Annotated in this window: 19 protein-coding genes; 12 read left to right on the top strand and 7 right to left on the bottom strand. The window is 63.6% G+C overall.

What is annotated here, in order from left to right; genetic code table 11:
* Window positions 1-6: 6 nt before the first annotated feature.
* Together AC5RV1_RS15165 and AC5RV1_RS15170 are read left to right on the top strand one after the other, a co-directional pair.
* A complete protein-coding gene (locus tag AC5RV1_RS15165; protein WP_493995111.1) occupies window positions 7-735 on the top strand; it encodes an HNH endonuclease family protein in 729 nt (242 codons plus the stop codon).
* Window positions 736-1,334: 599 nt separating this feature from the next.
* Window positions 1,335-2,102, top strand: a complete 768-nt coding sequence (locus AC5RV1_RS15170; protein ID WP_493995112.1) for a VldE C-terminal domain-containing protein — start codon at window positions 1,335-1,337, stop codon at window positions 2,100-2,102.
* 257 nt (window positions 2,103-2,359) lie between these two features.
* Here AC5RV1_RS15170 and AC5RV1_RS15175 read toward each other — a convergent pair whose 3' ends face one another.
* Window positions 2,360-3,640 (bottom strand): cation:proton antiporter, encoded by a 1,281-nt coding sequence (locus tag AC5RV1_RS15175; RefSeq protein ID WP_493995113.1) that lies wholly within the window; start codon window positions 3,638-3,640, stop codon window positions 2,360-2,362.
* Between the two features lie 168 nt (window positions 3,641-3,808).
* Between AC5RV1_RS15175 and AC5RV1_RS15180 the strand changes: the two genes are divergently transcribed.
* Window positions 3,809-4,687, top strand: coding sequence for an SMP-30/gluconolactonase/LRE family protein (locus AC5RV1_RS15180; protein WP_493995114.1), 879 nt, complete (start codon window positions 3,809-3,811; stop codon window positions 4,685-4,687).
* A gap of 39 nt (window positions 4,688-4,726) precedes the next feature.
* Here AC5RV1_RS15180 and AC5RV1_RS15185 read toward each other — a convergent pair whose 3' ends face one another.
* Window positions 4,727-5,329, bottom strand: coding sequence for a dihydrofolate reductase family protein (locus tag AC5RV1_RS15185; RefSeq protein ID WP_493995115.1), 603 nt, complete (start codon window positions 5,327-5,329; stop codon window positions 4,727-4,729).
* 303 nt (window positions 5,330-5,632) lie between these two features.
* Between AC5RV1_RS15185 and AC5RV1_RS15190 the strand changes: the two genes are divergently transcribed.
* The 6 genes from AC5RV1_RS15190 to AC5RV1_RS15215 all read left to right on the top strand — a co-directional run bounded on the left by AC5RV1_RS15190 (window position 5,633) and on the right by AC5RV1_RS15215 (window position 15,049).
* On the top strand, window positions 5,633-6,265 hold the full coding sequence (locus AC5RV1_RS15190; RefSeq protein WP_493948209.1) for a dihydrofolate reductase family protein: 633 nt from the start codon (window positions 5,633-5,635) through the stop codon (window positions 6,263-6,265).
* 301 nt (window positions 6,266-6,566) lie between these two features.
* The gene (locus tag AC5RV1_RS15195; RefSeq protein WP_493995116.1) at window positions 6,567-9,656 is read left to right on the top strand and encodes a DUF5107 domain-containing protein; all 3,090 of its coding nucleotides are present in this window, start codon (window positions 6,567-6,569) and stop codon (window positions 9,654-9,656) included.
* A complete protein-coding gene (locus tag AC5RV1_RS15200) occupies window positions 9,653-10,972 on the top strand; it encodes a cellulase-like family protein (RefSeq protein ID WP_493995117.1) in 1,320 nt (439 codons plus the stop codon). The genes AC5RV1_RS15195 and AC5RV1_RS15200 overlap by 4 nt, the downstream gene beginning before the upstream one ends.
* Before the next feature lie 12 nt (window positions 10,973-10,984).
* Window positions 10,985-13,345 (top strand): beta-galactosidase, encoded by a 2,361-nt coding sequence (locus AC5RV1_RS15205; protein WP_493995118.1) that lies wholly within the window; start codon window positions 10,985-10,987, stop codon window positions 13,343-13,345.
* Between the two features lie 62 nt (window positions 13,346-13,407).
* On the top strand, window positions 13,408-14,277 hold the full coding sequence (locus AC5RV1_RS15210; protein ID WP_493995119.1) for a helix-turn-helix domain-containing protein: 870 nt from the start codon (window positions 13,408-13,410) through the stop codon (window positions 14,275-14,277).
* 103 nt (window positions 14,278-14,380) lie between these two features.
* On the top strand, window positions 14,381-15,049 hold the full coding sequence (locus tag AC5RV1_RS15215; RefSeq protein WP_493948214.1) for a cyclodeaminase/cyclohydrolase family protein: 669 nt from the start codon (window positions 14,381-14,383) through the stop codon (window positions 15,047-15,049).
* A gap of 21 nt (window positions 15,050-15,070) precedes the next feature.
* Here the strand turns inward: AC5RV1_RS15215 and AC5RV1_RS15220 are convergent, their stop codons facing one another.
* Entirely contained in the window at window positions 15,071-15,457 is a 387-nt protein-coding gene (locus AC5RV1_RS15220; protein WP_493995120.1) for an MBL fold metallo-hydrolase, read from the bottom strand.
* 309 nt (window positions 15,458-15,766) lie between these two features.
* On the opposite strand from AC5RV1_RS15220, the gene AC5RV1_RS15225 reads away from it, so the two are divergent.
* A complete protein-coding gene (locus tag AC5RV1_RS15225) occupies window positions 15,767-16,861 on the top strand; it encodes an IS110 family RNA-guided transposase (protein WP_493995131.1) in 1,095 nt (364 codons plus the stop codon).
* Window positions 16,862-17,640: 779 nt separating this feature from the next.
* Here the strand turns inward: AC5RV1_RS15225 and AC5RV1_RS15230 are convergent.
* Window positions 17,641-18,339, bottom strand: a complete 699-nt coding sequence (locus tag AC5RV1_RS15230) for a helix-turn-helix transcriptional regulator (protein WP_493995121.1) — start codon at window positions 18,337-18,339, stop codon at window positions 17,641-17,643.
* A gap of 73 nt (window positions 18,340-18,412) precedes the next feature.
* Between AC5RV1_RS15230 and AC5RV1_RS15235 the strand changes: the two genes are divergently transcribed.
* Window positions 18,413-19,153 carry an alpha/beta fold hydrolase gene (locus AC5RV1_RS15235; RefSeq protein ID WP_493995122.1) on the top strand — a complete coding sequence of 247 codons (741 nt, stop codon included), beginning with the start codon at window positions 18,413-18,415 and terminating at the stop codon, window positions 19,151-19,153.
* A gap of 232 nt (window positions 19,154-19,385) precedes the next feature.
* On the opposite strand, the gene AC5RV1_RS15240 is transcribed toward AC5RV1_RS15235, so the two are convergent.
* Together AC5RV1_RS15240 and AC5RV1_RS15245 are read right to left on the bottom strand one after the other, a co-directional pair.
* The gene (locus AC5RV1_RS15240) at window positions 19,386-19,754 is read right to left on the bottom strand and encodes a DUF7793 family protein (protein WP_493995123.1); all 369 of its coding nucleotides are present in this window, start codon (window positions 19,752-19,754) and stop codon (window positions 19,386-19,388) included.
* A gap of 347 nt (window positions 19,755-20,101) precedes the next feature.
* Window positions 20,102-20,926 (bottom strand): hypothetical protein, encoded by an 825-nt coding sequence (locus AC5RV1_RS15245; RefSeq protein ID WP_493995124.1) that lies wholly within the window; start codon window positions 20,924-20,926, stop codon window positions 20,102-20,104.
* 333 nt (window positions 20,927-21,259) lie between these two features.
* Between AC5RV1_RS15245 and AC5RV1_RS15250 the strand changes: the two genes are divergently transcribed.
* Window positions 21,260-21,451, top strand: a complete 192-nt coding sequence (locus AC5RV1_RS15250; protein ID WP_493995125.1) for a ParB family protein — start codon at window positions 21,260-21,262, stop codon at window positions 21,449-21,451.
* Between the two features lie 74 nt (window positions 21,452-21,525).
* Here AC5RV1_RS15250 and AC5RV1_RS15255 read toward each other — a convergent pair whose 3' ends face one another.
* Window positions 21,526-22,146 carry a hypothetical protein gene (locus tag AC5RV1_RS15255; RefSeq protein WP_493995126.1) on the bottom strand — a complete coding sequence of 207 codons (621 nt, stop codon included), beginning with the start codon at window positions 22,144-22,146 and terminating at the stop codon, window positions 21,526-21,528.
* Between the last annotated feature and the right edge of the window lie 440 nt (window positions 22,147-22,586).

The raw sequence follows: 22,586 nt of genomic DNA on the forward strand, positions 1-22,586 counted from the left end.
AGGACCATGAAGACCACCTGTTATTCCGCCAAAGTCCTGACCAGTGTCGCTGCGATGATGCTGGCTGGGTCATTAGTTGGTTGTGACGCTGCCGCCAACGCCCTTGAGGTCCTCGGGTCGGCCCCACGCAATGCAGCCGATGCGCCAGCCCGGGCAGACCCGTCCTTTGCCATTGAGGCCGCCAACGCCCTTGCCCAATTGGAGGGCATCCCGGTGAAAGGGCGCGCCCCGAAGACCGGCTATACCCGGGATAAGTTTGGACCGGCCTGGGCGGACGTTGACCGCAACGGTTGTGACACCCGCAATGACATCTTGGCCCGGGACTTGACGAGCGAAACGTTCAAGCAAGGCACCAACAACTGCGTGGTCCTGACAGGGACCCTGGCCGATAAGTACACCGGCACCACGATTACCTTCACTCGCGGCCAGGACACGAGCTCCGACGTCCAGATCGACCACATCGTTCCCCTCAGCGACGCTTGGCAAAAGGGCGCACAGCAGCTCAACGCTGACCAACGCAAGGAACTCGCCAATGACCCGCTGAATCTCATGGCCGCCGACGGCCCTACCAACGGTGCCAAAGGTGACAAAGACGCAGCTACATGGCTTCCGCCGAACAAAGCTTTCCGATGCGAATACGTCGCCCGCCAAACTGCAGTCAAGGCCAAATACAGCCTCTGGGTCACTCAAGCCGAGCACGACGCCATCGCCGGTCTTCTCGGGGGCTGCAAATAGGTCCCATCGACTTGGGGCGAGGCGATTCTGGCGCGCAGCCGATAGCAGTGGTACAAACATTTGCCGATGCTGATGGGGTCAATCGTCCATGGGCCAGAGTGACCATCAGCAAGGCAGCCAGCCCGTCCCGCACCTATTTCTGAGCCCAGTAATTCCCCGGTTCATGGGTTTTTCTTGCCACTTCAACGCTGCTCATAAGGAGCCATGGAGATCCGGAGCTGCACGCGGTCTCAGACGGCACCATCGCCGCCGGCTTCCTGCTGTTCGTGGTCTTCCTCCAAGGCGCTGCAGTCGGCGGGAGCTCGACGTCACGGGGGCGTGTGAACCCGGCGCTGGCGGTCCAGGCCCTCCTTTCGGGGTCCTTCCTCGCAATGGCACTGACCGCCCTTTTCATCCGCGTGAAGAGCAGGCTCCAAGGATGACGTAAGTCCCAGGAGAAAATGCTATGAGTGGATCACTGCCACGCAACGAGAGGGACACGTCATCGGAAACGAAACTGCTGTTATAGGCCCCGGAGTCTTCGCGTCGGCGTGGGCCTGTGAGCTGGCCGCTCCCGGCCTCCATGGGGTCTCCGTGCGGTCTGCACGTTTGCTCTCGTGTTGACTCACAATCATGCGCATCGGACCCGGCGCGGCCCGCTTCGGCTGCTCTTAGGCCTGCTGCTGCTCGGGGCGCTTGCGTCGACACTGGTGCTCTTCGGGCCCGGCGTGTTCAGTGGCTTACGCACCGAGATCACCCCGGTGCTGCTGCCCCCGGAATGCACGGTAGAAACTTCCGAGGGAGAAGTCGGTCTCGACCGTGCGGAGGCGCAGCTGGCAACCACCGCCGTCGCGCTCCAAGCGCGCGGGATGGAGGCACCGGACACATCCAGCATCAATGAGGCGGTACTGCAGCGGCTCGCCGGCGGCCCAGCTTACGACGCCGGCCCTACCCTGAGCTGCCGGGGCTCGGCCGCCAGGGACCTGCAGGAACAACAACTGACTGCCACCGGGCTGACACCGCGCGCCGAACAGGTGCGCGACGCCATGACAGAGGTGTTCGGCGACCAAAGCCTGGGCGGATTCGCCCCGGGTGGCATCGGGCAGGGACACGGAGCGGACTCCACGCACTACGACGGCCGGGCGATTGACATCTTCTACCGCCCGGTGACCGAGGAAAATCGGCGTCAGGGATGGATACTGGCCCACTGGCTCGTCGCCCATGCCGAGGACCTGAACATCCAATACGTCATCTTCGACGACCGGTTTTGGAGCGTCCACAGCTCCCGAGGGCGATGGCAGAACTACGATGCACCAAAGCCGGGCAACGACATCCTGCGCCACCTCGACCATGTACACGTAGACGTTCTGGGTGGAAGTCCCAACTGAAGTCCAGACCGCAATGAGTAACGCCCAGCTGGATGCTCCAGCCGGGCGTTTACGTGGTCTTCGTTGGGGATCCTTTCGGACTACACCAGGAGAAGTGGCTATCATTCCCTTCAAAACCGTCGACAGCATCAACGAAGACCTGCGAGCCCTCTTCCCCGGCGATTTTTGAAAGGCCGATAACCGGCCAACCGGCCCTACATCAAGCAGTCGCAGCGCCATTGCCGGGCCCCCTCCGCCTCTTGGTGCTGCCATTTCCCCTACGGAACATCCTGGTGCCGCACGGCGGTTCCTGAAGGTTCCCGTTGAAGCTGCCGGAGTGCCAGCAGCGGAAACAGGAGCACCGAGAGCATTCCTGCTCCGACAAGTGCCGACGAGATTGCGCTGGAGATGAGCCCTTCGTTCCGGCCGATGGCTGTCACCGCCACGATGATAGGCAAACCCGTGGCCCCAAACAGAATGATGGCCCGTTTATCGGCCCAGCTGGACTTTGACGGAGCGGCGAGCAGTGACGGTAGCCCGCGGATGACGAGCAGGAGGAGCAGGAACAGGGGGACCAGCGCCAGCGCGGCCGGGCTGGCGCTAAGCGCACTCAGGTCGAAGTCGATGCCGGTATCGATAAAGAAGACCGGCACCAGGAATCCGAACGCGATGGCGTCGACTTTCGCCTCGATGACGTGCCGGTCCTGCTCCGGAGCGCGTGCAATGGCGACCTTCCAGAGGACACCGGCGGCGAAGGCGCCCAGCAGCATATCGAGGCCCAAAACCATGCTGAGCACAACAAGCACGGTAAGGATGAACATGATGGACCGGACGGCGAACTGCCCGCTGGTGTGAAGGGTCCTCGTGACCTGTGCATGGAGAAGGGAGTGGCGTGCCCGTGAGGCGAGATGGATCGCCAGCCCGGTCAGGAGAATAAACCCGAGCAGGACAGCCGTCGCAGGTCCCAATTCCCTGCCGCTGAAGAACAGCGAGATCGCCACCAGGGGTCCAAACTCCCCGGCGGCACCCAGTGCTGTAACAGCGATACCCATAGGCGACTTCGACGTGCCGGCGTCGCGAAGGATGGGCAACAGCGCGCCCAAAGCTGTGGAGCATAAAGCGACGCCGATGATCACCGCGGCAGCCGGCGTCGGGCCCAGCACAAAGCCAGCGCCAATGCCTGCCGCCAGGGAGATGACCCAGCCAGCGGAGGCGCGGGTGATGGGCCGGCCGCGGATGGCGGCAAAATCGACCTCATTGCCGGCAACGAAGAAAAGCATGGCCAGCCCGAACTGGGCCAACGTGTCGACGAACTCGCTTGGTTGGATCCAACCCACCAGGCTGGGGCCGAGCACGATCCCCAGGACAATCTCGAACACCACGATGGGCACCTTGACCGCCCGGTCAAGGAAGCGGGCCGCAAGGGGCGCCACAACAGCCAGCAGAGCGATCAGAACCAATGACGTGGACAAGCCCTGCATCAGCGGTACCTCCGGTACCTCGGCTGCTTCAAAGGAAAAGTAATCCAAAGCTACCGCCAGCCTCAGCAAAGGCGCCACAACAGCTTTTGTCCCTGTCTTCGGTGCGCTGAGCAGCGCCACTCGATGGTGGTAGGCCAACGGGTCTCGTCGCGCTATCGTTTCCCGTAATGCGCGTGCCCGGGAGGGTTGTCACTGGCGAACGTTCTGCAGTGCAACGCCAGGAAAACTGCCTACGAAGGGGGCCGGATGGGTGCTGAGCTGACGAGTGGCGGGTTGGAGTGCCTGTTCACTGGCTCGGTATGGGCGGAGGGTCCCGTGTGGGTGCCGTCGTCGCGGACAGTGCGCTGGAGCGATATCCCCAACAACCGCATTCTCGAGTTCAACTCCGTTACTGGGAAGACCCGTGAGTACGGACTCGGGGTCGAATTCACCAACGGGCGAACCCTCGATGCTGACGGAACTGTGGTGCAGTGCAGCCACGGGCGCCGCCGAATTGAGCGTGACTGCGGGGGAACGGTGTCGGGGCTGGTTGATTCCTTCCAGGGGCGCCGGCTGAACTCGCCCAACGACGTCGTCATCGCGGGCGACTCGAGCATTTGGTTCACGGACCCGCCGTACGGGATCCTTCCGGGCACCAAGGAAGGGCACGAGGGAGCGCAGGAGTACGGCGGCTGCTACGTTTTCCGGTTCGAACCTGCTTCGGGCACTCTCAATGCAGTGATCACTGACCTCGTGTATCCGAACGGGTTGGCTTTTTCACCGGACGAGTCGGTCCTATACGTTTCGGACACAGCCGGTCCGGCTCACGGAGTGCCGTTGAGAATCGTTGCCTACGACGTGCTCGATGGCATCTGCCACAGCAATGAAACCCTCCTCGAGCTCGAAGAAGGTTATGCCGCTGACGGGCTGAGGGTGGACGTCCAAGGCAGGATCTGGACCTCAGCCGGCCCCACCGTACGAATCTATTCGCCGTCCTTCGATCTCCTGGGTGTCGTCCCAGTGCCAGAAAAAGTATCGAACGTGTGCTTCGGAGGCCCGGACGGCCAGGACCTCTACATCACCGCAACCACGAGTCTGTACCGGATCCGCACCACCACCCGGGATGCTGCCGCCCGCCATTCTTGAGCGCGAGGACCACTGCCCCAGCGGCAACGCGGTTTCCGCCTAGGTGCTGGGAACCAGCCGGTAACGCACATGCGTTACCAGGCGGGTGCCGCTTACTTCGGTCGGTTTAAGATTGAGGTTTCCGACGCCGTCCAGCAGCCTCTCGCCCGCCCCCAGGATAAGCGGCGCGATGTGGAGCCGCAGCTCGTCGATCAGCCCGGCCGAGAGGAACTGCCGGGCAGTTTCGGCGCCACCGGCGATGGCCACGTCTTTGCCGGCCGCAGCCTCCCGCGCCTGGGCCAGTGCGGACTCAACTCCGTTGTCCACAAAATGGAACGTAGTGCCGCCCTGCATCTGTACAGGAGGGCGGGGATGGTGCGTCAGCACAAAGACGGGGGCGTGGTACGGCGGCTCCTCACCCCACCAGCCGCGCCAGTCCTGATCCCACGGACCGGCCCCGGGGCCGGCGAACATGTTGCGGCCCATGATGTAGGCGCCTGCGGAGAGAATGCCCTGAAGCGCTGCGGCGTTGGCCTCGGCTTCTTCGAACTGCCACCGGTGCAGGTCCTCGCCACCCTCGCCCAACGGGTTGGAGTGGCTTTGATGGGGGCCGGCGAGGAAGCCGTCAAGGGATACGGTGAGATCGCAGGTGACGCTGTTCATGGCTTCCTTCTGCCTGGCAGGGGCGTTCTGAGCGCGGATCGATAACGGCCATGCTATTGGCGTTCGACGGCGGCCGGAAGGGCTGTGTCTGCCGTGCCTGAGCGGGCGGCAGGCAGGATCTGCCGGACCTTCGAGTGATTGGGCTTCGACCAGGCGGACTCTTGCCCCCCGAGGGCGGCTAGGTTGATTCGATTGCCTTCGGGGAGAACCGGGCCGTCCCTTCCCATACACGTCGGAGGGCTCTTGAAGGCCTGATCGCGGCAGGGATAGCATTGCCGGCACCTGCCATCAAAGGAGACGGTCATGGGTGAGACACCTTCCGAGGCGCCATCAGAACTGATGGTTGATTTCATTATTTCGCTGGACGGCTACGCCTCGGCCGAGGGATGGCCGGGCTGGTGGGGCCTGGAGGGGCCGGAATACCTGGCTTGGCTCGAGCAGGAAGGGAAGAAGGACTACACCCTGCTGATGGGGGCGAACACCTATCGGCTGATGTCCGGCATGTCTGAGGAGGCCGCGGCCGAAGGCTCGGCGTTTTCCGAGGAAGAGGGGGCCAGCCTCACCGGCCTTGCCGCGGTGCCGAAGGTAATCTTCTCGTCCACCTTGCAGGCGCCGCTGACGTGGCCGAACTCCGAACTGGTGACCGGGGATGCCGTTGAGGCGGTGAAGGAGATGAAGCGGACCGGAACCGGCCCGTTGAGCACTCTCGGCAGTGTCAGCCTGTGCAGGTCGTTCCTGGCGGCAGGCCTCGTGGACAGGTTCCGCCTGGTCGTCTTCCCGGTGATCACAGGCCGCACCGGGCAGGAGCGGATCTACGACGGCTATCCCGACGTTTCGTTGGAGATGGTGGAGAGCAGGACGTTCGACGGCCGGCTCCAGTTGCTCGAGTACGTCCCCCGAGTGCTCAGCGGTCCGCCTGGCGTTGGTCCGGCCTGAGGCAAGGCAGCAGAGGGAGCCCTGCTCCGTAGAAGATCGTCCATATGCTCGCGCGCTTATGCCATGGGAACAGGCCGGGGAACTTCATAGGCTTGCACCCGTGATGGATGCAAACGAACACAAGAGCCACTTAGTCCTGCCAGACGCGCCGCCGGATCAGCAGGCCGTTCTGGAGACAGGTGGCGTTGCCTGCTGGTCCGAACCAGTGTCAATTGACACGTATTCTCCCGGGGAACCGGACCGCTACCCGTTGTTCCTTGACCGGCGCGTGTACCAGGGTTCCAGCGGCAAGGTGTACCCAATGCCTTTCATCGACAGCATCGCGGGGACGAAGGCGCCCCGCCTTTGGCAGGCCATTCACCTCGAGAACGAATATATCCGCCTCATGCTCCTCCCGGAGATTGGGGGCAGCATCCACGTTGGGTTCGATAAGACGGCCGGGTACGACTTCTTCTACCGGAACAACGTGATTAAACCTGGCTTGGTGGGGCTGGCGGGCCCGTGGATTTCCGGCGGCGTGGAGTTCAACTGGCCCCAGCACCACCGCCCCGCGACGTTCCTGCCCGTCGAAACCTCCGTGGACAGGAGCGACGAAGGCCAGGTTACCGTGTGGCACAGCGACCTGGACCCCCTGCAACGCATGCGGGGCTCCCACGGAGTCCGCCTTCGCCCAGGCAGTTCCCTGATTGAGGTCGAAGCTCGGCTGTATAACCGGACTGATGAGCCACAGACCTTCCTCTGGTGGGCAAACGTCGCAGCGCGCACGCATGAAAAGTACCAGTCATTCTTCCCCACCGACGTCAACTTCGTTGCCGACCATGCCCGTCGCGCGATTACGGCTTTTCCGCAGGCTGACCGGCCCTATTACGGTGTGGACTACCCGGCGTTGGCTGGAGAGGGCGCGGACCGCATCGACTTTTATGCCAACGTCCCGGTCCCCACCTCGTACATGGTCACCGACACGGAAGACAGCTTCTTCGGCGGCTACGATCACGAGGCCGACGCCGGGTTCGTCCACTGGGCCGACCGCAGCATTTCCCCCGGCAAAAAGCAGTGGACGTGGGGGAACGGAGCGGTGGGCAAGGCTTGGGATGCGCACTTAACGGACGACGACGGGCCGTACGTTGAGCTGATGTCCGGCGTCTTCACGGACAACCAGCCGGACTTCAGCTACCTTGCTCCCGGGGAGACCCGCACCTTCAGCGAGTTCTGGTACCCCATCCGGCAGATGGGCCCGGCGCACCAGGCGAACCTCGAGGTCGCCGTGTCACTTCAGCTGGACAGAACGTGGCGCAGGGTCACTGTGGGCGTTTCCAGTACGGCGGATCGGGAGGATGCAAAGGTTGTTCTCAAGCACCGGGGCGCAACAGTCCGGGAATGGGTTGCCCGGATCTCGCCGGCGCACCCCTTCACCGAAGCCTTTGAGCTGCCCGAACCGGCACATGAATCCGACCTCACGCTGCAGGTCCTGGCCGGGGACCGGGAACTGATTCTCTGGACCCCGAGGAAACCACAGGAAAACAGGGAGGAGCCGTGGGTTGCCACTGAACCTGATCCCGCCACCGGCATGGCAAGTATGGACGAGCTTTTCGTCACCGGAACGCATTTGACGCAGAACCGGCACCCCACGCGTTCGCCGCTGCCGTACTTCGAGGAGATGCTGCGCCGGGATCCGCTTGATTCGCGCGCGTCGATTGCGCTGGCAGCCGCGGCCTACAAAATCGGAGAGTACTCCCGGGCCCGGAAACTGCTGGAGAACGGCCTGGGCCGGCTCACCCGCCGCAACCTGAATCCGCCCAGCGGGGAGGCAAGCTACCGCCTCGGCCTGGTCCTGGAGCGCACGGGCCGGTTGGATGAGGCCCGGGAGCGGTTCGGCAAGGCAGCGTGGGACAAGGCGTGGGCGCAGCCGGCACACCTGGCGCTGGCACGCCTGGCCCTCCGGTCAGGACAGCCCGCCGAGGCACACCGGCACGCCGACGCCGCCCTGGCACTGGACCCGGCCAGCCCTGAGGCGAAGCACCTGCTGTACCTGGCCCTGGACAAAGCCGGGCGGCGGGAGGAAAGCGCCCGGCTGTTGCAGGACATCCTCGCGTCCGATGCACTGGACCCGGTAGCCCTGGCGCTTCACGGCTCACTGGACAGCGCGGATCCAAAGACGGCGCTCACTGTGGCTTGCTGGTTTGCGAGGGCTGGTCAGTGGCAGCTCGCGCTGGACCTCACGGTAAATCCCGCGCCCGAGGGCACTAATAAAGTCTTTGGCAATCCCGAACCCCTTCGCCGCTACCTGCGGGCCAGCTGGCTGGAGGAACTGCTGGACCCGGACGCGCCCTCTGCAGAACGTTCCGCTGCCAGGCGCAGTAACACCGCTTATGCCTTTCCATACGGGCTTGACGACTATGACGCGCTGCACCGGGCCATCGAGGCTGACCCGAGGGACAAGGTGGCACCCGGACTGCTGGGGTGCTGGCTGCTGGACGCGGGCCGCGTACCGGATGCCTTGGCGATGCTTGAAAAGTCCATGCTGCTCGGCTCAACGGACCCCGTGGTATGGCGCAACGCGGCTATCGCCACGGTCAACACCGGGGGCAATCCCGCAGCTGCCGACGGGTACTTGGAGCATGCACTGGAATTGAGCCCGGATGATCCGAGGCTTGTGTTTGAACGGGCAGTCCTAGCCGGCCTTCGAGGGGTTTCTGTCGAAGACCGCATCGCTGCCATTGCATACCACAATCCGGCTGTCCTTGAGCGCGATGACCTGGCAGTGCTGTACGTCAATCTTCTGACGGACGCAGGCCGCCCCGAGGAAGCCCTGCAGTTGATGGCCGCACGGACCTTCCAGCCTTTTGAAGGCGGCGAAGGAATGGCCCTTGCAGCCTACGACCGTGCTGCCGTCGCACACGCAACCACCCTTATGGAGCAGGAACCGACGGCGGCCATCGCCTTGCTGTGCGCCGGCGTCGAAGCTCCCGCGAATCTGGGCGAGGGACGGCACCCGGCGGACTCCATGGCCGAGCGACTGGTGGCGCTGGGGGATGCCCTCGATCTCGCCGGAAACGCCAGTGCGGCAGTGGACGCGTGGAAGCAGGCCTGCCAGGAAGGCACTGCGCTGGCCGTGGACCCCAAGCCCGCCAGCGGCGAAGACTACTGGCGGGGGATCGCCCATTGCAGGCTCGGCAGGCCGGCAGAAGCGGAAAAGGTCTGGCAGAAACTGGAAGCGCGGGCCGACGAGCTGGAGTCCGCCCCCTCGGCTCCGGACTACTTCGCAACCTCCCTGCCCGAACTGCTGTTGTTCGATACCGGCACCGCTTCATCCCGGCTCGAGATGGCGAACTCACTTCGGAAGCTCGCCGCCATGGGGCGGGCACACGAGAAAGAAGGGGTGAAGCTGTGACCGAAGAACCGAGGTACCTCGGATCCGGAAATACCGAGAAGGACACTGCCTTCCTGACAGGAGCGCCGCCGTCGCACCTGCCATCCCGTCTCACCATCACGCTCTGGGACTTTTCCTGGTATACCCGTGCCGAGGCGGGCGGCGCGTACGCAGACCTGGACGCTGCTTGTGCGAAGGCGGCGGAGCTTGGGTACAACACGATCAGGATCTGTGCCGCACCGCTGCTGCTCTTTGGTGGACTGGGTCTGGAGGGCCTCGCCGGCGAGTTGGAAATTGAAGGGCTCGGGAAAGCACCGGACGGCGGAATCTACGGCAGGGGCACCCGCTGGTACGACGCTCCCGGCGGTTACCGCCTCAACCTGAAGGAGCGGCTCCTGGAACTTTTCGAGGCCGCAGCCGGGCATGGACTCGTGGTCATCCTGGCCAGCTGGGAGTACCAGCAGTCCACAGTCTTTGCCCAGTCTCCGCAATGGTTCGAGGCCATCGACGCCGTGCCGCTAACCGACAGGTACCGCGTCCTCGCCGATGCCTGGCACCGGCTCATCTATGCCCTCACCGATGCCGGGCACCGGGAGCGGATCGCCATGGTGGAACTGCACAACGAGGTGGACTTCTCCACCCTGCCCGCCCTTGCCGACGGCGGCAGCGAGCAGCTGCACCGGCTGCGGTCACTGCATCCGGACCTCTTGGTCACCGCCAGCTACGGCAAACCTCCGCACCTGGCCATGCACGCCGTCCCTGACGGGCCAGGCGCCGCGCAGTTCCACGTCTACAGCTACGGCGTGCTGGACGCGCTCCAGCAGCAGATCGACATCCGTTCCGAGGGCACGGCCGACTTTCCCAACCCGGCCCTGCGTGCGCTGCTGCGCCCCGATGCGCCGGCGGTCGCAGAGTACGGGCGCGTGGCCGACTGGAAGTACCGCGCCACCGTGGTGACTGACCAGATGTTCTATGGCTACGACTGGATTGATCCGGATGCCTGGGACACCTGGCTGCTTAATGAATACGGGCCCTACCGGGAGGTGATGCGGCGGGAGATTGACTCGCGGGTCATCGCCATCGCGGAGTGGGCCAGGTGGAAGAACGTCCCCGCCGTGGTGGGAGAGGGCTGGATCGGCTACACCCCGCTCCACGGCACCTTCGAGGAAGGCCCTATCGGACGCGACCTTGCAGAGAGAGGTATCCGCACGGCGTTGAACCACGGAATCTGGGGCATGGTCCTGTGCTCCAACGCTGCACCCCATCATCCCCTCTGGGCTGATGAAGCCTGGCAACGCCGCATGAACACCCTCATCCTCACCGCTCCTGGGAGCTGAAAGAATCCACACATGCGCCTTGAACACAGCACCCTCGAATCACAGGGAATCCACGGGCTTTTGAAGGTAACCCACCGGCCCCACGAAATGCCCCTGCAGCTCCCGCCCATGAGCAACGGCGAGGACCCCCACAGCAGGTGGCGGCTCACCAGCCGCTACCTCGAATGCGGGGGCCGGCCAGCTATTCCGGTGTCAGGTGAAATCCACTTTAGCCGGCTTCCCCGGGCAAGGTGGGAGGAGCGGCTGCGGCTGATGAAGGCCGGCGGCATCACCGTGGCGGCCTTCTACGTCTTCTGGATCCACCACGAACCAGTCGAGGGTGGGGCCCGCTTCGACGGCAACCTGGATATTGCCGCCTTCGTCCGCCTGTGCGCCACCCTGGAGCTGGACGTTGTCCTGCGGATCGGGCCCTGGTGCCATGGCGAGGTGCGCAACGGCGGCTTCCCGGACTGGGTCCAGGCAGCCGCCGTCGAGCATCGCACCAATGACCCTGCCTACCTGGCTTTGGTGGAGCGCTGGTTCAACTGCCTCGGCAAGGAGCTGCGGGGCCTGACCGGCGCGGACAGCAACGTCATCGGGATCCAGCTGGAAAACGAACTCTACGACCAGCCCGGGCACATCACGGAACTCAAGAAGCTGGCCCGCGCAGCCGGGCTCAGCGCCCCCATCTGGACGGCCACAGCCTGGGGAGGAGCCGACATCCCCGAGGAAGAGGTCCTGCCGGTCTTCGGCGGCTACGGTGACGGCTTCTGGGTGGACTCCGACGCCCCGTGGGACCCGACGTTCCGGCAGCACTACTTCTTCAGCCACGAGTGGGACGACCCCGGCATCGGTGCCGATCTCCGCGAGCGCTTCTCCGGCAGCGACGCAGCGCCCCCTCGCTCTCCGTCCGCCCTCTACCCGCCGGCCACCTGCGAGCTAACGGGAGGGATGGCCACGGCCTACCAGCGCCGGCCGTGGCCCAAGGGCAAGGACGTGGCCGCCGTGGCCAACAACAAGATCGGCAGCGGTTCCGGCTGGCAGGGCTACTACATGTTCACGGGCGGAACGAATCCTTTCGGTGGCCTGCAGGAGTCGCAGGCAACGGGCTATCCCAATGATCTTCCGGTGTTCGACTACGACTTCCACGCGCCCATCGGTGCGTCCGGCCGGCTGGCACCCAGCTTCGGCCTGCTGCGCAGGCAGCACGCTTTCCTGTCCGCATTCGGCGACCGTCTCGCCCCCATGCCGTCCACCCTCCCGGATCAGGTACCTGCCGGCGTCGAGGACTCGACGACACTTCGCTGGGCCCTGCGCAGCGACGGGCAGTCCGGGTTTGTGTTCATCACCTGGCACCAACCCCATATCCCGCTCAAGGATTACCCGTCGGCGCAGTTCAGGTTATTGCTGGGGGAGGACACAGTGACTTTTCCCGGCAAGGCTGTGGCCATTCCCGCCGGAACGATCAGCGCCTGGCCCGTGAACCTCGAGATTGAAGGGGTCCGGCTGCGCTGGGCAACGGCATCGCCGCTGACCCTTTTGGGGCCGGAATTTACAACGACCCTGGTCCTCGCAGCCGAAGCCGGAATTGAGCCCCAGGTTTGCCTGCCGGAAGGAACGGAGCTTGAGGGCCCCGTTTCTGCCCTGGGCGGCAACACTTACGCGATTGACGCCACGCAGCCGGCCACCCTCACGGTGAAGTCCCCTGAAGGCTCCCTGGCCGTCCTCGTCCTGCCGGCTGAGCTGGCTGAGCAGGCGTGGGTCCTCGACACCCAGCGCGGCCGTGAACTGGTTCTGTCAGCGGACCCGCTGTGGGTAGGTGCCGACGGACTCCTGGCCGGCAGGTCTGTTGGGTTGCCTTCCATTCGGCGGTACTCCACCGGGACCGCCCGGTTCGAAGACGTTAGAAGCTCGGCGACGGAACCCGAACGGACACGGTTGACCCTCGCTGCGGAGCTCATCCGTCCCGCACAGCCCGTTCCTGCTTCGTTCGGTTCACTGGCCGGGCGGGCTGCCGCCCCCACCGAGGAAGCTATCGAGGAACTGGCCGAGGTGTACCGGCTTGACCTGACGACGGCGGCGGGGTCCTTGACCGGCGAGGGGCACTCTGAGCTTGAGATCATGTGGGCCGGGGACGCTGCCCGGCTCCTTGTTGACGGGCTCGTGGTTGCCGACCGCTTCTGGGACGGTTCGCCTTGGGTCCTCCAAGCGCACGATGCCGGCATCCGCCCCGAGTCTGAGGTCCTGCTCCAGATCCTTCCCCTCCCGAAGGATGCGAAGGTGGGGGTGCCGCTGGAGGCCCAGGACAGGCGCGAGGCGGTCGACGGCGACCTTTGTGCCGTGGAGAAGGTGGAGCTGCTTATGTGGACGGGCTGGAAGGAACAGTCATCCTGACCCCCACCGCTGGGACCCTGCCCGCACGGCATACACTGAGTGATCCGACGGAGGGAGCGCAGGTGGAACGGGCAACGGGCTTCCAGAACCAGCGGCTCGTGGTGGTTCCGAGGCCGCTGGTCCGGGAAGTGCTCACGCGTCCCGTCACGCGCCGCCTCATGGTCACTGATGCGGGCGTCTTTCCCGTCGCAGAGGCCCATGGGCGGCACCGTCCGTCGGGCGCCGAGGAAACGATCGTCATCCTCTGCGTCGCGGGGAAGGGGTGGGTGGAAACCGCCGGTTCCCGGTTCGACGTCGGCAAGTCGACCGCCGTCGTTCTTCCTGGCGGTACGGGGGAGGCCCATGGCTACGGTGCCTCCAGCGAGGACCCGTGGACCATCTGGTGGTGCCACGTTTTGGGCTCTGATACTGCTGAACTTGTTGAGGAATCCGGCGTGCGTCCGGACCGGCCCATTATCCCGCTGGTAGCCGTGGACCGGCTGACGGCCATGTTGGACGAAATCATCTCCGCCTTGGAACATGACCAGTCGCCTGCCCGCCTGGTTGCCACAGCAGGAATGGCCTGGAAGCTCCTCGCCACCCTCGCTGTAGACCGCCGCCTCCCTGAGCAGGGGACGCCCCTCCAGCAGGCCATGAAATTTTTGGAGGAGCGGGTTGACGGCAGCATCCGGTTGCCCGACTTGGCTGCGGTGGTGGGTGTCTCGTCGTCGCAGCTGAGCAAGCTGTTCCGGGAAGCTACTGGTGGGGGAGTGCTGGCCCACCACACTGCCCTGAAGATGGCCCGGGCGAGGCTTCTGCTGGATACTACGGCGCTGACTGTCGCCCAGGTGGGACGCGAAATCGGATTCTATGACCAGTTCTACTTCTCCCGCCAGTTCCGCCGGATGCACGGGCTAAGCCCCAGTGCATACCGGGCGGAACGGAAGGGGTGAGCGCCTGCGGCGCCACACTAACTTAGTCCTGGTGCTGGTTCTCCAGCCCCCCCTTGCCCTGTGCCCGCCACCGTCTGCTCACCAACGGGGCACAATAGGTGCCATGGCTGATTCTGAAACGGTGACAACCCAGGGCTCGACAGTTGAGGAATGGACGCAGGCGTTGGCAGAGTCCAAGGGCTCGCCGGGCGGCGGGGCAGGGACGGGGGTAATGCTTGCCATCGCCGCGTCCCTGGTGTCGATGGTGGCCGGCTACACAAAGCCAAGCGACGGCAGGGCCGGGGAACTCGCCGACATCCACGCGCGGGCGCGATCGCTCCGGGAGACCGCCCTTCGGCTGGCCGACGACGACGCTGCCGCCTCCGAAGCGTTCGGCGCGGCGTTCCGCCTGGAACCTGGCCGGGAGCGTGATGACGCCATCCACGGGGCGTCGGTTAACGCCGCGAAGGCTTCGGCCGTGCTGGGCGAACGGGCGATGGAAGCCATCGAAGACCTAGGCTGGCTCGCTTCCCATGGAAACCCTGCGTTGATCGCCGATGTGGTTGTCGCTTTCGGTGCCCTCCGGGCAGCGGTGGCGGGCGCGCGCACGAACGTCAGTTTTGACCTCGCGACGCTGCGATCCGCTGGCGCCTCGCTTGAGCAGATCCGTGCAGACCATCCGGATCTCTGGGCGACCGTTCAACAGCTGAACTCGGCACTGGACCGGATCGACGAGCTGACGGCCGGGGTGGATCACCGGGCAGCCCCAACTGACACTGACGCCGTGAAATAGCTCCGGCCGAGTCAGCGAGGACTATCCGGGTTCGCCCCGGTGAAGCGCCGCCAGGGCTTCGGCCAAAGGCATCCGCAACGCCGGGCCGTGGCCGGGAAGCACCACCGAGGCGTGGACGCCGTTCAGCCGTCGGGTGGCTTCCAAGGCGGCGTCCGGGTCCGAGTGGTACATGCGATGGAGCATTTGCGGTCCGGTCTTCCGGCTCAGCGGATGGCTTGCGGCGAAGGAATCTCCGACCGCGATTGCTCCTGCCGTTGGAAGGAGGATCGCGGCGTTTCCGGGCGTGTGCCCCGGTATCAGGATTGCTTCCGGGCGGCCAGGCAGGCTGCGCAGCGTCGCAGCGTCCCACGCGCGGGCCCGCGTTGCCGGCCTTGCAGTGAGCGCTCCGGCTTTGACGACGTGGAGCATCCACCAGAAAACACTGTGAGTCTTGCAGTGGCTGGTCTGGGACTAGCTGGCAGTGTTGATGCCGGTTGTTCTGTCTGGTGCGTGACTCGAAAAAACAATTGCCCCTTGAGGGTGCATTTCCCCCGACTTGTCCGCGCTGGGTGGAGCGGCCGGCGTTGACCTGTCCCACGTCGGTGGCTTGATTAGAAGCTTGCCCGGCCCCTGCGGTTGTGGCTCATCACAGTATTGCCTCGAGGTGACTCTTCCCAGGTCAGTGCCGGTCGTGATGCGACCAGTCTTGCCCGTTCGAAAGGAAGGAGGGTGGCCGCGTTGACTATCGTTGCGCAGACCCGCTCATTTGTAATCGGTGTGGACTGTCACGCCCGCACACACACTTACGCCATCATCGAGGCGAGTACTAGGCGACAGGTCGCGTGCGAGCAGTTCCCGACCACCTCGGAGGGGATTTCCCGCGCACTTGCCTGGGTAGGCCGACGGTCAGACGGCGATATGGCCTGTCTATGGGCCGTTGAGGGTATCGGCTCTTATGGGGCACGTCTGGCCAGGGCAGTAGCCGACGCCGGCTATGACGTCGCCGAAGCTCCACGGATGAACGCCCGGGGGCGCCGGGGGATCGGCAAATCCGACCCGCTGGACGCCGCAGCCATCGGAACCGCAGTCCTGGCCTTAGAGGAGTCCCAGCTTCGGGCCCCGCGCCGGGATGAAGGAACCCGTGCCGGACTCCGGATCCTGAGTGCAGCCCGGGATCAGTTGACCCGGGACCGAACAATGAATGTCAATGCACTCATCGCCTTACTCCGGGCACACGATCTGGGAATCGACGCTCGTAAACCGCTGGTTCCCGCCCAGATAGCCACGATCACCAGATGGCGGGAACGACAGGAGCAGGTCGAACTATCGATCGCGCGCGAGGAAGCGGTTCGGTTGGCGCGCCGCGTTCTCGAAGTGACCACTCAGCTGACTGCGAACCAGAAGCGCATGACAGAGCTGATCAAGCAAAGCCCGGCGGCGCCGCTGTTGGAGATGGTGGGCGCCGGGGCTGTCACAGTCGCCACCGTCCTGACAGCTTGGTCGCATCCAGGAAGGGTGCGCAGCGAAGCTGCCTTCGCTTCATTGGCAGGGGTGAATCCCTTGCCAGCCTCAAGCGGTAACACTGTCCGGCACAGGCTAAACCGGGGCGGTGATAGGCGCCTCAACCGAGCCCTGCACACCATCACCATGACCCGGATGGCCCACGACCCCGGAACACGGGACTACGTCGCCAAACGCACCGAAGAAGGCCGCAGCTATCGTGAAATCCGCAGATCCCTCAAGCGCTACATCGCCCGAACGCTCTACCGCCAGCTCAACACCCTTTACGCCAGCGCGGAACCGAAGGAACTGATAAATCTGCCCGCCACGTGACGCGTCAATACGACCGTAAAATCGGTGGTTGAGGGCCGAGAGGCCAGAGAATGCTTGATGTCGGGGGGATTATGGCAGTCAACGGTTACCAGAAACACGATGATGCGGTGCATGCCGAGCATGAAGCGGCTCTTGCTCGCGGGGAACAACGGGTTTTGTACTAAACCAAGGACGGGATGCTGCACAGCTACACCAAAAAGGAGCTGGGAGGTCCACCTAACGGAAGTACACGGTGGTGGCAGAACCTGCCCGGGCTGTTGTTCCTGCTGCCAATGCTGTCCCTCGGCATATACGTATTCATCACGAATCCGGTTGGAAAGGCGAGTGCCCAATGGGCAACCTTGTTCGGTGCAGTGCTGATGGCCCTGGCAGCCGTTTACCTCATCTGGGAAATGGTGGTTGTGTATCGCAGTCGGGAGGAACGCCTTCGACGGGGATCGCCTGATCCACTTCGCATCTCCGGGGCCAAGACCAAGCTTCCCGAGTCGTATACGCAATCACAACCAATGAGGAAGAGCCGATGGTGAACGATCCCTGATCCATGACGGCACGTTTGGGTTGGGTCCCAACAGACTGCGGCATCCCTCGGCATATCGGTCAAAACGACCAATTCTGACGTGTACTCGGCAAGCCTCCAAAATTGTCAGTCGCAGCGATAAATGGCCGTCTTTCCGCAGCGCTATTTGTCACCTTCCAGCACGTAGGGGGATCCCCGACCGGACACGTGGGGGCCCCAGCGGGTTTGCAGCTGTACTGACCGGAGAGGTTGATTGAGTGACTTACTCGCCCCGACTGTGCACCGGTCTGGCGTTTGCTGGGGGTTCTCCGACCTCGTGGATGGTATGGCCGCCGCAAGCCGTCTTGGTTACGCTGGCTCGCTCGATGCGCGAGACGGTGAACCATCGCATTGCGTTGCGCATTCGGCACCACCCAACTAGGTACCACTGGCCGTTAGTGGAGGCGAACAGCACTGGCTCCACGTCGCGGGTGGTCGTGGTCTCGTCTCTCGTTGTGTAGCGCATGCGGATTACTCGCTGCTCGGCCATTGCCTCTTCCAGTGCCGACTTGATTGCCCGCGAAGAGGAGGGAAGGGCGTTGACCCAGACGCGGTGGGCCAGTTCGTCGGCTCGTGCTCTGGTTTTGGGATCGAGGACGTCCAGGATCTTTTGGATACCTGCTGCTGCCAGATCGGCGTAGGGGGCATCGGGTGCAGCGGACACGGCTGCCATGAGCGCTACGGCCTGCGCTGGGGACAGGCTGACAGGCGGCAGGGACGCTCCTGTAGTCAATCCGTAGCCACCGCCCGGACCTGGGCGGGACCATAGAGGCGCGCCGCTGTTCTCTAACGCATCGAGGTCTCTCTTAATTGTGCGCACGGATACCTCGAACTCTCGCGCCAACCGTTCGGCGGAAACCTCCCGCGCGCCGCTGCGGCGCAACATCTCGGATAGAGCATGGAGCCGTTCGACTCGTTTCACAGTTCATACCCCGATAAATTCATGACATAAACAGTGACATACCCTTGTCCGTAGTGCCTGCGAGGGTAGTGACATGACAACTACTACAAGCAGTCCAATCATCATTCTCATCGCCGGCCACTGGCTGGGCGCTTGGGCGTGGGATGAAGTGCTTGGACACCTGATAACCGACCACTCTCGTGCAATCGCGATGACACTGCCCGGCCTCGACGGGGACGATCCCGAGCGCGCGGCGAAGACTCTCCACGATCAAGTTGCAGCGGTCCTAGACGTCATCACTCAACTCGGGGTCTCCGAGGATCAGCCCGCAACTCTCGTCGCTCACAGCGGCGCGAACGCCCCCGTCAGCCTCGTCCTTGACCGACACCCTGAGCTTGTCCATCGAGTGGTGTGGGTCGACTCCGGCCCTGTGGCGACGGGAAGCGCTTCCGGCCCAGACATCCCGGAGGAGTTGGAGGAGCTTCCGCTGCCGTCCTTCGACGTCCTCGCACAGCAGGCGAGCCTCGAAGGCCTGTGTGCAGAAGTCCTCGAGCGTTTTCGGGCCCGGGCCGTCCCTGAACCCGGCCCCGTGCTTCGTCAGCCCGTCGAGCTCACCAACGAGGCCCGCCGCAAGGTCCGGACCACCATGGTGTGCTGCTCGATCCCGAGCGCCCAGGTGCTGGAGCTGGCCCGCGCAGGCCATGCCATGTTTGCCGAGGTCGCGAACATCGAGCACCTCGACGTCGTTGACCTCCCGACGGGGCATTGGCCAATGTGGAGCCGTCCCCGCGACCTCGCCAACGCCATTCAGTCAGCGGCTTCTCGAACCAACTGAACTGCACGTACAACCTGAAGGGGTCAGCCAATCCGGCTGCCCCCTTTCCTTCCGCTAACGGATCGGCCATTATGCACGAATAGGGATCCCTCACCGGACAAGTGGGCGGGGCAGCTGTTGGTGGAGTTAGCACCGAGTTGCAGCCAGCAACGGTGCAACCCGTATGGGGAAAGTCTGTTGTCAGCGGTTGGCGATTGAAGCGTCGCCCACGATGACGGTGACGGTGAACGGCTTAACTGCGGCCGGAGACGGCATCTGGATAAGCGTTCCCCGTGAGCCAGGCGATGGCGTCGGCCTCCTCCGTGAAGTACCTGCGTGGTGTGGCGGATTTGGAGTTGAAGGCAGTGATTACCCGGCCCACGTCATCGACACCTACGACGGCGGTGCGAGCGGAGCAGGTGTCATCGATGAGCAACTGCTTGGCTTCCGGGGTGATTCGCTCCAGCGGTCCGATATGCACCAGCAACGGCCGCTTGCCTTGGGGGGATGCAGCAGTGACGGTGGCGATGGTCGAGTGGATGTCGTCAGCTTCGATGGTGACCCCGGGCTTCCACTGCAGGCGTAGGAAGCCTCCGTCGTCGCTTAGGGCGAAGCGAGTCAAGGACCACTGCTCCGTACCCGTCACAATGTCCCCAACTTCTGTTCATTCATCGGCTGCCCCCTGGTCGATGTCACGACACCCACTAATCATCAAGAATACGTGCAGAGCCCGCTGACCTGCGGTTTCATCCTGCGGACAGGGGCGTTGGGCATCCAAGCAATCGCAGATGGTGGATGCTAGTGAAAGCGGCGGACGGTCCTCGGAACCGGGGGCTCGAGGTACGGGACGAGCCCAGCAACGATCTGCAAGGGGTGTCCGTGTGGCCGCTTGGACACATCCCGCAACAGGTCCTCTACCGGACGCTCCGTCGCAGGCTTGTTAGAGATTCGACATACCCATTTCTATGCCTAACCCGTACCGAAAGTTGTCTCTGTGACAGTGGACTGTGACGTGCCGGACCTGAACACTATCGAGTCGAAGACGGCGCGCGCCTCGCTCGTCAGCTCCGGATTGATCGATTCGTGGAATTGGACCACCCAAATCACACCGCGCTGGCCGTTCAAGTCGATTACACGGTAGGTTTCGCGCTCAGTGGCGCTCGAGTACCAGCGTGAGCATTCATTTGAGAGATCTGAGTGGATGCAGAACTTGCCGCGGTCGCAGGCTTTGATGTCCACGGCGCCTTCGACGGAGTGATCGAACTCGACCCCGGAGTAATCGCCCAACATGACCTCGATAGGAGGAGTGCTCGCCGTTGACGTCTGCGCCGTCATTGCGTCGACGAAATCCTGAGGCGACGGACCGGCCTCGACGAGCGCGTCCTGCCACGCGCATGCGTCTGTCGGCACATATTTGGCGGGCCACCATCCCACGAAGACCCCCCATTCATCAGGGTGATCCGGGTCGTCCTTAGCCAGACCGTCGCCGTCGGTGCTCGACCAGCTGCCCGGGACGGTGATCTCGAAAGGCACCGAGAAGCCAGTGGCGGGGACGAGATATGTGCCGGCGGCGATGTCGCCATTCTCCGGCAGTGGTGGTACCCCGGTGTCGCCGCCATCCGGTAGCGGTGGGACCGTGCGAGCCTCCGTAGTGGGAAGACTGGCGGACGGGAGCGGGACGTCATCGGACTCATAATCGCATCCGCCGAGACATCCAAACAGTGCCATAGCCACAAGGGACAAGAGAAGGCGCGACCGCCGAGCAGCCTTTCCAGGGGTTGTCATGGAGCTCATCGATCCACCAGGCCGCTACCGGGTACCGTGAGGCCCCGCAGCCGGATGACCCCGCGGGCGGCTCGAGAAAGGATGCCGTCGCCTCAAGTCTCCTCCGGCACAGAACCCGTGACAATGACGAGTCGTACGAAGATCGGTTCCGATTCAAGTAATCTCCCGAAATGACAGGAGTGCGCCGAAGCAGCGTTGAGAAAACGCCAAATTTCGGGAAGCTTTTCACTGCCCGGGTCTAAGTAGCCCGAGAGAGCCGGCGGCGTTTCGTAGCCCTAGGGATTCGAGACGCCCGGGTTACGTGACACGTTAGTCGGGCTACACGCAGCCTCGGGTGCCCGTATGGGAATCCGCAACCGTGCCAAGGCAGCGTACAAGGCGACCAGCTACGTCGAGGGGGATAACACCTGGGCTCACTTCGTAGCTAAAGCCATCGAAGCAGAAATCCTACGGCGCGAAGCCGAACACAACCAGGGCGAGATGTACCCAGCCTGGGGGGAGAAGCTACCCGGCGGCCGTCGACTTAAGGAGTAGACTGCATTCCTTGAGAATGCGCGAAAGCCTTGCCGGCACGGATGCTGACAAGGCTTTCGTCTTTCTTGTAAGCGCTACCCTCTGGGGCTCTGCTCTAGTGCAGCCGGTTTCTCGAGGGTATTTAGCTGTCCAGATATCGCCTTTTCAGCGGCGGGGAAGCCGCCCGCCGCAAGGTCAGCCTTGATGACGGCCAATACACGAGGTTTCATGGCCTGCAAGTTGTCCCCATATATCTCATATTGACTAGCAGCCGCCTGATACTCCTTGGACTTTTGCGTCTCGATCTCTGACGCGTAGTCGCTAAGCCGGAACTTCTTGTTCAGGGTCGTTAGAGCTTCTTCAAAGCTTTTGACGACCTTGTCCACGACCTTAGTTGTTTCGGGAGAGCAAGACATGTTGACCAGGAGAGCGGCGGACCGGAGCTCATTTATGTTGAGCCGTAGCTTCTGTTCCGCGCGGTCGTTCCATTCTCTGTCGCTAATGTTGTTGTCCATATCAACGCAGGCCTCATGGCTGTCAGCTATCGCAGCCAGCGCTTCATCCATCTTGCCGATGAAGGCAACAGAGTTTTCGAGCAACATCTTTCGGTACCAGGACTTGTCGTCCCTTTGATCCGCTCTGCTGTTGTTTGCGTGAATCGCAAAGTATGCGACCGCCGCAACGATTACTGAACCGACTAGCGGTAGAAACTCCACCTATTCCCCCTTGTTGATAAGCGTCCGAAGACGCGGATAGTCGATGGAGATTTCTCGTTGGGGCGAGGGCTTTCCATGTGAGGTCAAAAATGACCGTTTCTGACCCACCCCCGGCAAGCCTTCAAAAGATCGAAAAAGCGCTCCTATCTGTGACTTTCGACGGTTCATGGCGGTCTTTTTGCGGCGCTATTTGGCGCCGGGAGCGGCCCGCAAGGGGATCCTTCACCGGGCGCCCGTAAGCCGATTCCTCAGTGGGCAGTATCCCGGCTTCTTCCATGGCTACGTACCAGTCAGGTCTGAAGCCGATTTCTCAGTTGGCAGTGAGCCCGGCCCTCTTTCGGTAGCCCTTCACCAGAGACCAAACGGCGAGGGCGGCGACGGCTGCTGCCACCCCGCCCGCCACTGCGGGCAGGGCACCGGAGGAGCCGCCGGCTGGTTGG

It is taken from the genome of Arthrobacter sp. Hb9-2 (assembly GCF_059091165.1).

Coding starts and splice junctions, on each gene's coding strand:
- AC5RV1_RS15165 (WP_493995111.1), top strand. CDS start 7: ATGAAGACCACCTGTTATTCCGCCAAAGTCCTGACCAGTGTCGCTGCG.
- AC5RV1_RS15180 (WP_493995114.1), top strand. CDS start 3,809: ATGGGTGCTGAGCTGACGAGTGGCGGGTTGGAGTGCCTGTTCACTGGC.
- AC5RV1_RS15185 (WP_493995115.1), bottom strand. CDS start 5,329: ATGAACAGCGTCACCTGCGATCTCACCGTATCCCTTGACGGCTTCCTC.
- AC5RV1_RS15190 (WP_493948209.1), top strand. CDS start 5,633: ATGGGTGAGACACCTTCCGAGGCGCCATCAGAACTGATGGTTGATTTC.
- AC5RV1_RS15195 (WP_493995116.1), top strand. CDS start 6,567: ATGCCTTTCATCGACAGCATCGCGGGGACGAAGGCGCCCCGCCTTTGG.
- AC5RV1_RS15205 (WP_493995118.1), top strand. CDS start 10,985: ATGCGCCTTGAACACAGCACCCTCGAATCACAGGGAATCCACGGGCTT.
- AC5RV1_RS15215 (WP_493948214.1), top strand. CDS start 14,381: ATGGCTGATTCTGAAACGGTGACAACCCAGGGCTCGACAGTTGAGGAA.
- AC5RV1_RS15220 (WP_493995120.1), bottom strand. CDS start 15,457: ATGCTCCACGTCGTCAAAGCCGGAGCGCTCACTGCAAGGCCGGCAACG.
- AC5RV1_RS15235 (WP_493995122.1), top strand. CDS start 18,413: ATGACAACTACTACAAGCAGTCCAATCATCATTCTCATCGCCGGCCAC.
- AC5RV1_RS15245 (WP_493995124.1), bottom strand. CDS start 20,926: ATGAGCTCCATGACAACCCCTGGAAAGGCTGCTCGGCGGTCGCGCCTT.
- AC5RV1_RS15250 (WP_493995125.1), top strand. CDS start 21,260: ATGGGAATCCGCAACCGTGCCAAGGCAGCGTACAAGGCGACCAGCTAC.